Origin of the sequence: Sphingomonas sp. Leaf67, from assembly GCF_001421965.1 — a bacterium.
Classification (GTDB): domain Bacteria; phylum Pseudomonadota; class Alphaproteobacteria; order Sphingomonadales; family Sphingomonadaceae; genus Sphingomonas.
On the sequence record NZ_LMLP01000001.1, the window covers coordinates 246,475 to 259,245 of the forward strand.

A 12,771-nucleotide genomic window follows, 5' to 3' on the forward strand; every position below is an offset into this window, starting at 1 on the left:
CCGGCACGGAGTTCGGCGCATGGCTGTCGCGGACGTCTCGGGCGGCTCCGGGGCAACGGGGATTTCGCCTATCGCGGTTCGCCACGACGGCCTCCGCTGCTCACCCGGTCGTCGCGGCCGGCGAGCATCGCCACCTCCGCCTCCAGTCGCGGCACCGGATCGGCGGGACGATAGGCGGGAAAGGCGATGACGTCGTTCACCACCGCCACCTGCCCACCGAGCGCCGTTGCGGCGAACAGTGCGCGGGCAAAGGCGGTCGGGATACGGATACAGCCATGCGACGCGGGGAAGCCGGGAAGATTGCCGGCGTGCAGCGCCACCCCGTCCCACGTCAACCGCTGCATGAACGGCATCGGCGCGTTGTTATACAGGTTGGAGCGGTGAAACGGCCGCTTTTGCAGGATGGCATATTCGCCGATCGGCGTGGTCTTGCCCGGCTTGCCGGTCGACACCGTCGTCGCCCCGATCAGCACATCTCCGCGATAGACGAACGCCATCTGCATCGGCACGCTGACGACGATGCTGACCGGTCCCGGCAGGGTCGGATCATCGGACCAGCGATGCGCGCCCTGCCGCATGGTCAGCGCCGCACGCTCGACCGCCAGCGCATCCGATCGCTGCGCCACGGCCGGCAGCGGCAGCAGCGCCAGCGCGAGTCCAAGACGAAGGGCGAAAATCACGCGTCGAGTATCACCCAGCCGCCGCCCGAACGCAAATATGGACGGTATCAACTGCAACGGAGTCGACCGCCCGTGGCATCGCCGCGACCAGTGACGCAACCGATTACCCGGCGTTAATTGAATGGAACCGGTTCGTACCGTATCTGGGGGAGCCATAACGGTTTGACGAGGATTTGGATGCAGGACGAAGCGGTTCGATCGCGGCGGGCAGTGCTGAAGGCAGCAGGAGGCCTTGCGGGGCTGGTGCTGGCACAGGGCTGTACCAAGAATGCGATCGTGCCCGTCGCGCAGAATCTGCCGGTCGGGCCGATGCCGCAGCGACTGGCATCGGCGGCGGTTCCTGCCGCACCGGTCAGGAAGATGCTGGCGCCGCCGACGGTGAATGCGGGCTTGTTCGAACGCGCCCACGCCGCGCTGCAACGCCATGGCGGTACGGTCCGCAAGACCGACCGGATCGCCATCGCCGATTTTGCGGTCGATTCGGCGCATCCGCGCTTTCAGTTCATCGACATGTACAGCGGCATCGTGTCGGCGATGCGCGTCTCGCACGGCAGCGGATCGGACCCGCGCCATCGCGGAATGCTCGACCGGTTCAGCAACGTGCCCGATTCGAATGCCACGTCGGAAGGCGCGTTCGTCACCGAGAATTACTATATCGGCAAGCATGGCCGGTCGCAGCGGCTGGTCGGGCTGGACCATACCAACGACAATGCGTTGATGCGCGCGATCGTCATCCATGGCGCATGGTATGCCAATCCGGAAATGATCGCGCAGCACGGCAAGCTGGGCCGCAGCCAAGGCTGTTTCGCCGTCGCCGAAGGCGATCTGGCGCGGGTGTTCGACCTGATCGGTGAAGGCCGGATGATCTACGCCGCCAAGGTCTGATCCTCGCTGGCGATAGCCGGCCAAGGTCTCTAGGTTGCGGGCATGACCGCCCACCCGTTCCATTCGATCCATACTCATGGCCTGCTCCGCGTGGGGGCCTGCACCCCGCTGGCGAGCGTGGGCGATCCCGCCGCCAACGGCCGCGCCGCGATCGTGCTGGCGCAAGAGGGGCATGCGGCCGGGGCCGACCTGCTGGTCTTTCCCGAACTGAACCTCACCTCCTATGCGATCGACGACCTGCATCTGCAGGACGCGCTGTGCGACGCGACCGAGGCGGCGCTGGCGGCGGTGGTCGCGGCGAGTGCCGACCTGCGCCCGGCGCTGCTGCTCGGCGCGGCCCTGCGGCGCAACGGGCGGCTGTATAATTGCGCGGTCGCGGTGGCGCGCGGACGCATATTGGGGGTGGTGCCCAAGACCTATCTGCCCAACTACCGCGAATATTACGAGAAACGCTGGTTCGCACCCGGCGCCGGGCTGACCGGATTGACGATGCGCGTCGCCGGACAGGACGTGCCGTTCGGTACCGACCTGATCTTCGCCGCCGATGACCTGCCGGATTTCGTCTTCCATGCCGAGATTTGCGAGGATTTCTGGTCCCCCCTGCCCCCGTCGACGGCGGGCGCGCTGGCCGGGGCGCTGGTGCTGTGCAACCTGTCGGCGTCGAACATCGTCATCGGCAAGGCGCGCGACCGCGAGATGCTGTGCGCGTCGCAATCGGCGCGGACCATGTCGGCCTATGTCTATTCGGCGGCGGGCATGGGGGAGAGCACGACCGACCTGTCATGGGACGGACAGGGCACGATCCATGAACTGGGCGAGTTGCTGGTCGCCTCCGACCGGTTCGATCGGTCGGCGGGCATCGTCTATGCCGATGTCGATCTGGAACGGTTGCGGCTGGAGCGGATGCGGACCGGCACGTTCAACGACTGCGCCACCGCCAGCGGCCATCCCGAAACCCGGTTCCGCCGGATCGGGTTCGACCATGCGCCAGCCCATGAGGATATCGGCCTGCTGCGCCCGGTCCGTCGCTATCCGTTCGTGCCGAACACCCCCGAGCGGCTCGACGACGATTGTTACGAGGCGTTCAACATCCAGGTTGAGGGGCTGCGCCAACGGCTGGTCGCGTCGGGTACGAAGCGGCTGGTGATCGGCGTATCGGGTGGGCTGGATTCGACCTATGCGCTGATCGTCGCGGCCAAGGCGTTCGACCGTCTGGAGCGGCCGCGCACCGACATTCTCGGCTTCACCATGCCGGGCTTTGCGACCGGCGAGACGACCAGAAGCAATGCGTGGACGCTTATGCGCGCGCTGGGCATCAACGGCGACGAGATCGACATCCGCCCGGCCGCGCAGCAGATGCTGGCCGATATGAACCACCCCTTTGCGAAGGGCGAGCCGGTCTATGACGTGACGTTCGAGAATGTGCAGGCCGGCCTGCGCACCGATTATCTGTTCCGGTTGGCGAACCAGCGCGAGGGACTGGTGCTGGGCACCGGCGACCTGTCCGAGCTGGCGCTGGGGTGGTGTACCTATGGCGTCGGCGATCATATGAGCCATTATGGCGTGAATGCCGGCGTGCCGAAGACGCTGATCCAGTATCTGATCCGCTGGGCGATCCGCACCGACCAGTTCGATGCCGATACCGATGCGGTGCTCGACGCGATCCTGAATACCGAGATATCGCCCGAACTGGTGCCGGCGGATTCGTCGGGCAGGATGCAGAGCACCGAGGACCGGGTCGGCCCCTATGCGCTGAACGATTTCTTCCTGCATCATGTCGTGCGCTTCGGGATGCGGCCGTCGAAGATCGCCTTCCTGTGCTGGCATGCGTGGCGCGATGCGGCGGCGGGTCGCTGGCCGATCGACTTTCCGGAGGATGCGAAGGGCAGCTACGACCTGCCGACGATCGCGGCATGGCTGGAGAAGTTCCTGTGGCGGTTCTTCCAGACCAGCCAGTTCAAGCGGTCGGCGCTGCCCAACGGGCCAAAGGTTTCGGGCGGCGGGGCGCTGTCGCCGCGCGGCGACTGGCGCGCGCCGTCGGATGGCGTGGCCGGGCCGTGGGTGGCAGAGCTAAAGGCGGGGTTGCCGCCGCTCTAGCCCTGCGCCCGCGCCGTCCGCTCCGACGCCGATCCGCCGAGCGCCCAGCGCAGGACGCGCGCCATGCCGTGCGCGCCGGTGCGGACGCCGACGCCATTGCCCTGCAATTCCAGCATCGCGCGCGCCCATGGCGGCAACAGGTCGATCGCCGCGGCGGTGTTAAGAGCGCCGAACCCCTTCAGCAGCGGATTGGGCAGCGGCTGATGGAGCAGCGCGTCGCGCACCGTGCGCGTCCGGTCGTCGCAGCGCAGTTCGCGCCGCACCGACAACAGCCACGCATCGACCGCCGCCCGGCTGTCGGGCACGTCGGTCGCGCCCAGCCGTTTGGCCACCACGACATTCTCGGCGAAATACCGGTCCTGATCGGCGCGCGACAGCGTCGGATCGCGATAGCGCAGATAGGCGCGCAGGAACGAATCGGTCTCGGCGACATGCACCCACGTCAGCAGGTGCGGATCGTTGGCGTCATAGGGCGTGCCATCGGGCAGCATGCCGTTGACCCGGTCATGGATCTGCCGGACCCGGCCGATCAGCCGATCGGCCTCGACCGTGCTGCCATAGGTGGTGGCGGCGATGAACTGCGCGGTCCGTTTCAGCCGGCCGAGCATGTCGCGCTGGAAATTGCTGTGATCCCATACCCCCGCCAGCGCACCGGGGTGCAGCATCTGCACCAGCAGTGCCGCGGTGCCGCCGATCATCATCGACGAAAAATCGCCATGGACGCGCCAGCTGACCGATTGCGGCCCGAACAGTCCATCATCGCCAGGCGGCCGGGTCAGGTCGATCGCGCCGTCCCCCGCCCCGGTCAACAATCGGACTTGGCGGGCAATGGCTTGGCGGACGGGGTTCATGGGATGTGCAACGACCGGTGGCCGGATCGGGGTCCGTGCCGCGGTGGAACCAATGTATACGTTCGCGACCTATAGGCAAAACCTCGAACCGGTAGATCCCGTCCATGCATGCGCCGTCCAGCCCGGAAAAACCGCTCGATCCCGTACCCCGGCAACCGGCAATGGCCGAAGGCGACATGCGCGACCCGGCGAACGGCATCTTTTTCGCGGCGGTCAAGACGACGCGGATGCCGATGATCGTGACCGATCCCAAACAGGACGACAATCCGATCATCTTCGCCAACCCCGCTTTCCTGCAGATGACCGGTTATGCGGCGGTCGAGGTGCTGGGCCGGAATTGCCGGTTTCTGCAGGGACCGGAGACCGATCCCGAGACAATCGCCGAAATCTCCGATGCCATCCGCCAGCGGCGCGAGACATCGGTAGAGATCATCAACTACAAGAAGAACGGCAGCGCGTTCTGGAACGCCTTGTTCGTGTCTCCGGTGCTGGATGGCGAAGGCGAGCTGCGATATTTCTTTGCCTCGCAGCTCGACGTTACCCGCCGTCGCGATGCCGAGGAAGGGTTGCGGCAGGCGCAGAAGATGGAGGCGGTCGGACAATTGACCGGGGGCATCGCGCATGACTTCAACAATCTTCTGACCGTCATTCAAGGGTTCACCGACGTCGTGCTGACGCAGGTCGAGCGCAGCGGCGAAAAGCCGATCGATCCGGCGCGGACCACCCGGTCGCTGCGTGCCGTAGCGGAGGCGGCGGAACGCGGTGCCGAACTCACCCAGCAACTCCTCGCCTTCTCGCGCAAGCAGAAGCTGTCGGGCCGGGTCACCAATATCGACGACCTGATCGCGAACCTGTTGCCGATGCTGAAACGCACGATCCGGTCGACACCGATCGACATCGACGTGAGGCCGTGCGGCAGCGACTGCAATGCCCGGATCGATCCCGTGCAGGCCGAAACCGCAATCCTCAACATCCTGATGAATGCCCGCGACGCCATGCCCGATGGCGGAACGGTGACGATCGCCGCCGAACACAAATGCATCGACGGCACCGACGAGCGTTTCGCCGACGCGCGTGCCGGCCAGTATATCGGCCTGTCGATCGCCGACACCGGATCGGGCATGGCCCCGGAGGTGCTGGCGCGGGCGGCCGAACCGTTCTTCACAACCAAGGATCAGGGCAAGGGCACCGGCCTGGGCCTGTCGATGGTCTATGGGTTCATGAAACAGTCGAACGGCGCGCTGCGGATCGAGTCCGGGGAAGGCAGGGGCACGACCGTCCACCTGCTGTTCCCGGCGGCGACGGATGCTGCCGAACCGATCCGTCGTGGCCTGACGCATAGCGGACGCGAACCACGCGGCGACGAGACGGTGCTGGTCGTCGAGGATCAGCCCGATATCGGCGATCTGGCCGAATCGATCCTGAACGATGTCGGCTATCGCGTCGTGCGTGCCGGCAACGGTCCTGAAGCGATCGACATTCTGGACCGAGGAACGGCAATCGACCTGTTGTTCACCGACCTGATCATGCCAGGCGGCATGAACGGGGTAATGCTGGCGCGAGAGGCGAAACGACAGCGCCCCCGGCTGAAGGTCCTGTTGACGACCGGCTATGCGGAGGCGTCGATCGAACGGGTGGATGCGCGGGGCACCGAGTTCGATCTGATCGGAAAGCCGTATAAGCGTGCCGATCTGATCGCCCGCATCCGGCAGGTGCTGGACGGTGCGATGGGGGCCGGTTGAACAAAACGCCAAGCCCTTTTACTGCAAGTGTCCCGCTGCGATTGTCGTCGTCGGGTCGCATCAAGACCACGAAAGGCCACCCGTTGGCGACGAATGCCGATTTCGATGCACCCAAGCGACCCGATGCCCATTCGGTGTCGGACCTGGGACCGGACGTGACCGCATGCGATCGCGAGCCGATCCATATTCCCGGCACGATCCAGCCGCATGGCGTGCTGTTGATCGTCGATCCCGGACAGGACCGGATCGTGGGTGGCGCGGGCGACCTCGACGGCTTGCTGGGCGGCGGCTGGCTGGGTGGACCGATCGGCACGCTGATCGGTGCCGATGCCCTTGCCGTGCTGCGGTCGACGATCGTCGGCCCGGTGTCGCTCGGCACGATCAACGACCGTGCGCTTTCGGTCGTTGCCAGTCGGGCGGATCCGTACTGGCTGGTGGAGATCGAGCAGACGGCGCCCGGACAGCCGGGTACCGACGATGCGCTGACATGGATCGAGCATAGCGGCGAGGAATTCGCCCGCGCCGTCGATCTCGACGATCTGGGTGCGCGTGCCGCCGCGCTTTTTTCGCGGCTGACCGGGTTCGACCGGGTCATGATCTATCGCTTCCTCGACGATGATTCGGGCAAGGTCGTCGCCGAACGCCATGCACCCGACATGGACGGGTTCCTGAACCATCACTTCCCCGCATCCGACATTCCGCGACAGGCGCGTGCGCTGTATGTCCGCAACCGGGTTCGGGTGATCCCCGATGCGGCCTATGTCCCCGCACCGATCACCGGGATCGACCCGGCACTGCGCACCATCGACCTGAGCGATGTCGGCCTGCGGGCAGTATCGCCGATCCATGTCCAGTATCTGCACAATATGGGTGTCGCGGCATCCGCATCGGTGTCGATCGTCAAGGACGGCATGTTGTGGGGGCTGGTCGCATGTCACCATCGCAGCCCGCGCACATTGTCCTATCTGCAGCGCAAGACGTGCGAACTGATCGCGGCGTCGTTTGCGCAACAGGTGACCGCCAAGGAAGAAGCTGCCGAATATCGCGAACGCCTCCGGCTGCGCGCGGCCGAGGATGCGTTGGCGCAGCGGCTGGCGCAGGATGGCGATCCCGATCAGGTTGCGGCGCTGATCGGTCCCGACCTGCAACGGATGCTCGGTGCCGACGGCTTCGCCCTGCAACGCGGCGCGGTACTGCACACGACCGGCCACGTCCCGGCCCGCGAGGATATCGACGACCTGTCGCGCTGGATACGCCGGCAGGGCGCGATTTTGACGCACAGCGCCGCGCTGGAACTGCGCCTGCCCGCCGCCCATGCCTATCGCGATCTGGCCAGTGGCATCCTCGCGATCACGTTGTCGGCCGAGGAGCCGATCGTGCTGATGTGGTTCCGTGCCGAGACGTTGCAGACGATCCAATGGGCCGGAAACCCGCACAAGGCGGTGAGCGACGCCCCCGACCAGCCGCTGAACCCCCGCGCATCCTTCGCGGCGTGGAGCGAAGAAATTCGCGGGCGTGCTCGACCATGGACCCCTGCCGAGGTCGAGGCCGGGCACCGGTTGTCGCGCCTGTTGTTCGACATGCGCCAACGGCGGCGGATCGGCGAGTTGAACCGCGAATTGTCGCGTGCGGTCACCGACAAGGACGCGCTGCTTGCGCAGCAGGATACGCTGATCAAGGAGGTGAATCACCGGGTGCAGAACAGCCTGCAACTGGTGGTCGCGTTCCTCGCGATGCAGGCGACCGCCGAGAATGACGAGACGCTGACCCGACATCTGGGCGAGGCGCAACGACGGCTGTCGGCGGTCGCGCTGGTCCATCGGCGGCTCTATTCCGATGACGCGGTCACGGTCATCGACCTCGGCCGCTACGTCGAGGATTTGCTGGCCGAAATGCAGTCGTCGATGGGTGCCGAGTGGACCGGGCGACTGACCATGGACCTGTCGCCGATGCTGATATCGGCCGACGCGGCGGTACAGGTCGGGCTGGTGCTGGTTGAACTGGTCATCAATGCCCAGAAATATGCCTATGAGGGCAAGCCGGGGCCGATTTCGGTCACGCTGGAGCGGTTCCGCAACCGCTTCCGCCTGACCGTCGCCGATCGTGGGCAGGGCCGGGTCGGCAACCGCACCGGGTTTGGCACGCGGATGCTGACCGCGATGGTCAAGCGGCTCGACGGGGTGATCGAGGAAAGCGACAACGCGCCGGGGTTGCGGTTTACCGTGTCGGCCCCGATCGCCGGGCCGGAGGAGGGTTGAGGGCGGATTGCGTTGGAGAGGAAGACGTGGTCGCCTGACGACCGAATTGGTCTTTCCCTACTGCGATCACATTCCGAAGAATGATCGGGCTCAGCGTAATTGCGCTGTTCGGGGTTTGATCGTAGCCTGTCAGCAATGAAAAGCTTTCCTACGCTCCGCGTTGCGCGTCCAAGTGATAACTTGGAGGCTCTGCTTACCTTCTACCGTGATGGCCTCGGTCTGGATGTTCTTTACCGGTTCGAGGGTCATGATGGCTTCGACGGAATTATGCTCGGAAGCCCGTCGGCTCCTTATCATTTTGAGTTTACGAAAGCGCAAGACCATGTCGCCGGCAGAGCCCCGACGCAGGATAATCTCTTGGTTTTCTACTTGCCCGCGAAGGAAGAATGGGAGGCGGCGGTGGATCGCATGGAGGCTGCTGGTTTCAGGGCGGTTCCGGCTTTCAACGCATATTGGGATCGGCAGGGGATAACTTTCGAAGACCCCGACGGCTATCGTATCGTTCTCCAGAACGCAGGCTGGAAAGCCTGACCCTCTTTCCAAAACTGACTACACATAGCAATCCGGTTGAACCCGACGGGGTGGTGGCAAGTTGTTTCCTTCGCCTTCCAGAAGCCCGTTCCCGAAGACTTTCCAGAACGCTCTATCCGGCGCGTGAAAGCTATAAGACGCGCACCGCTCCACCCACCAAAAAGGGCGCGGCGGCCATTGGCCACCGCGCCCTCTCCGTAGCGCAATGCGCGTAACCAATTACTCGGCCGCAGTCGCCTTGACCGGACGCGGATCGCGGCGTTCGGCGATACGCGCCGACTTGCCGGTACGACCGCGCAGATAATAGAGCTTCGCGCGCCGCACGACGCCGCGACGGACGACGTCGATCGAATCGATGTTCGGCGAATAGAGCGGGAAAACGCGCTCCACGCCTTCACCGAAGCTCATCTTGCGGACGGTGAACGACGAGCCCATGCCGGCGTTCGACCGGGCGATGCACACGCCTTCGTAATTCTGCACGCGGGTCCGCTCGCCTTCGACGACCTTCACGCCGACCTTGAGGGTGTCACCGGCACGGAAATCGGGGATCGACTTCGATTCGAGGAACTTGGCGATCTGTTCCGCTTCGAGCGTCTGGAGGAGGTTCATGTTTTCTGACCTTCGTCTTGCTTGTGCGCGCCAGAGGGCGACTGGACCCGAGCGTCGACGTGACGCTCCCACAGGTCCGGCCGCCATAGCCGTGTATCGGATTCCGACCGTGACTTGCGCCACGCGGCGATCCGCGCATGATCCCCCGATCGCAACACTTCGGGAATCACGCGCCCTTCCCATTCATAGGGCCGGGTATATTGAGGGTATTCGAGAAGGCCGCTTTCGAAGCTCTCCTCGATACCACTCGAAGCCGCGCCCATTACGCCGGGAAGCAGCCGAACGCAAGCGTCGAGCAGTACCAGCGCTCCCATTTCACCGCCCGACAGCACATAGTCGCCGATCGCGACGGGTTCGATCGCGCGCGCTTCGAACAGGCGTTCGTCGAACCCCTCGAACCGGCCGCACAGCACGATGGCACCCGGCCCCGCCGCCAGCGCGCGCACCCACCGCTGGGTCAGGGGTCGGCCGCGTGGCGTCATGGCGAGGACCGGGCGGCCGTCGGTCACGCTGTCCAGCGCGGCGGCCAGCACATCGGCGCGCAGCACCATCCCCGCCCCGCCCCCGGCCGGCGTATCGTCGACCGAGCGGTGGCGGTCGGTCGCGAAGTCGCGAATCTGCACCGTGTCCAGCGACCAGCGTTCCTCGCGCAACGCCCGACCGGCTAGCGAAGCCCCGAGCGGCCCGGGAAACATTTCGGGATAGAGGGTCAGCACGGTCGCGGCAAAGGTCATGGGCCACAGCCTGTGCCCGCAAGTCGTGGGGAACGAAAGCCCATCCGCTTCATTTGCGCCCCATGCCGGCGATTGCCCCCACCCCCGATCCCAAGATCGTCGATTGCGTGATCGTCGGCGCTGGTCCTGCCGGACTGACCGCCGCCATCTATCTTGCCCGCTTCCATCTGCGCATCCGGATGTTCGATTGCGGGTCGAGCCGGGCGGCGATGATCCCCCGGACCTACAACCATGCGGGCTTTCCCGGCGGGATCGCGGGGACGGACTTGCTAGCCCGGATGCATGAGCAGGCACGGACCTTTGGGGCGACCTGCACGCCCACCGCGGTGACCGCCATCGACCGCCACGACGACGATTTCCGCGTCACCACCGCCGATGGCGTCGTCGCGGCGCGTAGCGTGCTGCTGGCCACCGGGGTGGTCAATCATCGCCCACGGGGGCTGGACGACGACGTTCATGATGCCGCACTGGCGCGGGGGCTGCTCCGCTATTGCCCGATCTGCGACGGCTATGAGGTGACCGACCGGCGGATCGGGGTGATCGGCACCAGCGACCATGGCATGCGCGAGGCGCTGTTCCTGCGCGGCTACAGCGCCGACGTTACCCTGATCGCGCCGGACAGCGACCATCATCTCGACGATGCCTGTCGCGATGCGCTGGACGCTGCCGGTGTCCGCCGGGTCGACGGGCCATGCGGACGGTACCGGATCGATGGCGACCGGTTCGTGGTCGAGACAGCGGAAGGGGAGAGGGCGTTCGACAGTGTCTATCCGGCGCTCGGCTCGCGAATCCGTTCCGAACTGGCGGTCGCCGCCGGCGCCAAGGCGACCGGGGATGGCTGCCTCGAGGTCGACGATCACCAGCGGACATCGATTCCGGGCCTGTTCGCGGCCGGCGACGTGGTGAAGGGCCTCGACCAGATCAGCCATGCGATGGGCGAGGCCGGGGTGGCAGCGACGACGATCCGCAACCTCCTGAGCGAACGGCAGCCGCTGCGTCGGTGAGCCTTGGGCCGGGCGGGGCGTCATGCTACCGGGGATCATGTCCGTCGGCCTGTTCCTGCTCCTTGCCCTGCCCGCCGATGTCGCGGGGCAGTCGATCGACCGCATCCTCGCCGGCGCCGCCGAACGCGAAGCCCGCCGGAACTGTACCGCCGCGCGCGACAACGAGGTCGTCGTCTGCGGCGATCCGGACCGCAATGCCCGATATCGCCTGCCCCTTCCGCGCACCAGGTCGCCCGCCGAGGAAGGCGCGGTGGCGGGGGAGCCGGCACGGGCGTCGGCGCAGGACCCGTTCCTGTCCGGCTGCGGCATCTTTCGCGGCCAGCGTCGCTGCGGCAAGGCGGAGGCGGAAGCCTATGGCTATGGCGGCGGACGTGATCCGGTCACGCTGGTCGGGCGGCTCGTGACGAAGCTGGCCGATCCCGATGCAGAGATCGGCCCGCCAGTGACCGTTCCCGATCCAAGGCGGTAAGCCAGCCCCCCGGGACTTGATTGCCCTGCTTAACGATCGTATTTGGCGGGGGTGACTCTCTCTCCGTTTCGCCAGATCTTCTACACCAGCCGGTGCGTGCCGGGCGTGGATGTCGATCAGATCGTCCAGCATTCGCGGCACAACAACGCGGTCGACGGCATCACCGGCTTGTTATGGTATAATGACGGTATTTTCCTGCAGGTCATCGAGGGGCCGGAGAGCAGCGTCGCATCGACCTATGCCCGCATCGCGAAAGATCCCCGGCACGATGCACTGACGATCCTGTCCGATCGCCCGGTCGAGGCACGCGAATTCGGCTATTGGAGCATGGAGCGTGCCGAACGGGGCAGTGCCGATAGCGACGCGTTGCTGGCGCGGCTCGAACGGCGGCTGAACAACGCGCCTGATGCGGTGCGGCAGGCGTTTACGGCTGCGGCCTTCCGCTGACCGGTCAGTCGGCGGCGAACAGCGCGTCGACGACCATCCGCTCGCCATTCCATTCGGGTACGGCGTGCGGCTGCATCGGCACCATGAAGCGCTTGCCGTCGGGGCGCTCGATTTCGATCACGTCGCCGGCACCGAAATCGTCGATCGCGACGACCTGTCCCAAGGCTTCGCCTTCGCTCGACACCACCGGCAATCCCAGCAGGTCGGCATGATAATATTCGCCCTCGCCCAGCGGGGGCAACTGATCGCGGCCGATCCACAATTCGGTACCGCGCATCGCCTCGGCCCTGGTCCGGTCGGGGATTTCACGAAACTTGCCGATCACGCCGTTGGTGGCGGGACGCACCGACACGAGGGTCAGTGCGCCGCCATTCAGCGCCGGATAGGCCGACAGATCGTCGGTGAACAGCTTCAGCCGCACCTCGCCATTCAGCCCGTGCGCGCCGGCGATCGCCGCCAGCACG

Annotated in this window: 13 protein-coding genes; 8 read left to right on the top strand and 5 right to left on the bottom strand. The window is 65.8% G+C overall.

Going from position 1 to position 12,771, the window contains the following annotated elements; genetic code table 11:
• Nucleotides 1-68: 68 nt before the first annotated feature.
• A complete protein-coding gene (locus ASE90_RS01125) occupies nucleotides 69-680 on the bottom strand; it encodes a L,D-transpeptidase family protein (RefSeq protein ID WP_055994794.1) in 612 nt (203 codons plus the stop codon).
• A gap of 177 nt (nucleotides 681-857) precedes the next feature.
• Here ASE90_RS01125 and ASE90_RS01130 point away from each other — a divergent pair, with 177 nt between their 5' ends.
• Both ASE90_RS01130 and ASE90_RS01135 read left to right on the top strand, forming a co-directional pair.
• A complete protein-coding gene (locus ASE90_RS01130; protein WP_055994797.1) occupies nucleotides 858-1,565 on the top strand; it encodes a murein L,D-transpeptidase catalytic domain family protein in 708 nt (235 codons plus the stop codon).
• Between the two features lie 42 nt (nucleotides 1,566-1,607).
• Nucleotides 1,608-3,662: an NAD(+) synthase gene (locus ASE90_RS01135; protein ID WP_055994800.1), complete on the top strand. Its 2,055-nt coding sequence runs from the start codon at nucleotides 1,608-1,610 to the stop codon at nucleotides 3,660-3,662.
• On the opposite strand, the gene ASE90_RS01140 is transcribed toward ASE90_RS01135, so the two are convergent.
• The gene (locus ASE90_RS01140) at nucleotides 3,659-4,513 is read right to left on the bottom strand and encodes an oxygenase MpaB family protein (protein ID WP_055994803.1); all 855 of its coding nucleotides are present in this window, start codon (nucleotides 4,511-4,513) and stop codon (nucleotides 3,659-3,661) included. The two genes, ASE90_RS01135 and ASE90_RS01140, sit on opposite strands and share 4 nt — an antisense overlap.
• Before the next feature lie 104 nt (nucleotides 4,514-4,617).
• Between ASE90_RS01140 and ASE90_RS01145 the strand changes: the two genes are divergently transcribed.
• From ASE90_RS01145 to ASE90_RS01155, 3 genes are all read left to right on the top strand, one after another.
• Nucleotides 4,618-6,255, top strand: coding sequence for a histidine kinase famiy protein (locus tag ASE90_RS01145; protein ID WP_055994806.1), 1,638 nt, complete (start codon nucleotides 4,618-4,620; stop codon nucleotides 6,253-6,255).
• An 83-nt stretch (nucleotides 6,256-6,338) separates the two neighbouring features.
• Nucleotides 6,339-8,513, top strand: a complete 2,175-nt coding sequence (locus ASE90_RS01150) for a histidine kinase dimerization/phosphoacceptor domain -containing protein (protein ID WP_235531610.1) — start codon at nucleotides 6,339-6,341, stop codon at nucleotides 8,511-8,513.
• Nucleotides 8,514-8,648: 135 nt separating this feature from the next.
• Nucleotides 8,649-9,044, top strand: a complete 396-nt coding sequence (locus tag ASE90_RS01155) for a VOC family protein (RefSeq protein ID WP_055994809.1) — start codon at nucleotides 8,649-8,651, stop codon at nucleotides 9,042-9,044.
• A gap of 219 nt (nucleotides 9,045-9,263) precedes the next feature.
• On the opposite strand, the gene rplS is transcribed toward ASE90_RS01155, so the two are convergent.
• Nucleotides 9,264-9,653 carry a 50S ribosomal protein L19 gene (gene rplS, locus ASE90_RS01160; RefSeq protein ID WP_055994811.1) on the bottom strand — a complete coding sequence of 130 codons (390 nt, stop codon included), beginning with the start codon at nucleotides 9,651-9,653 and terminating at the stop codon, nucleotides 9,264-9,266.
• On the bottom strand, nucleotides 9,650-10,387 hold the full coding sequence (gene trmD / locus ASE90_RS01165; protein WP_055994814.1) for a tRNA (guanosine(37)-N1)-methyltransferase TrmD: 738 nt from the start codon (nucleotides 10,385-10,387) through the stop codon (nucleotides 9,650-9,652). Before trmD ends, rplS begins: the two co-directional genes overlap by 4 nt.
• Before the next feature lie 62 nt (nucleotides 10,388-10,449).
• On the opposite strand from trmD, the gene ASE90_RS01170 reads away from it, so the two are divergent.
• The 3 genes from ASE90_RS01170 to ASE90_RS01180 are packed head-to-tail and all read left to right on the top strand — an operon-like array spanning nucleotide 10,450 to nucleotide 12,307.
• Nucleotides 10,450-11,391 (top strand): NAD(P)/FAD-dependent oxidoreductase, encoded by a 942-nt coding sequence (locus tag ASE90_RS01170; RefSeq protein WP_055994817.1) that lies wholly within the window; start codon nucleotides 10,450-10,452, stop codon nucleotides 11,389-11,391.
• A gap of 37 nt (nucleotides 11,392-11,428) precedes the next feature.
• Nucleotides 11,429-11,860 (top strand): hypothetical protein, encoded by a 432-nt coding sequence (locus tag ASE90_RS01175; protein ID WP_156361362.1) that lies wholly within the window; start codon nucleotides 11,429-11,431, stop codon nucleotides 11,858-11,860.
• A gap of 51 nt (nucleotides 11,861-11,911) precedes the next feature.
• Complete coding sequence (locus tag ASE90_RS01180; RefSeq protein WP_235530484.1) at nucleotides 11,912-12,307, top strand: BLUF domain-containing protein; 396 nt, start codon at nucleotides 11,912-11,914, stop codon at nucleotides 12,305-12,307.
• Between the two features lie 4 nt (nucleotides 12,308-12,311).
• On the opposite strand, the gene rimM is transcribed toward ASE90_RS01180, so the two are convergent.
• Nucleotides 12,312-12,770, bottom strand: coding sequence for a ribosome maturation factor RimM (gene rimM, locus ASE90_RS01185; RefSeq protein ID WP_055994823.1), 459 nt, complete (start codon nucleotides 12,768-12,770; stop codon nucleotides 12,312-12,314).
• Between the last annotated feature and the right edge of the window lies 1 nt (nucleotide 12,771).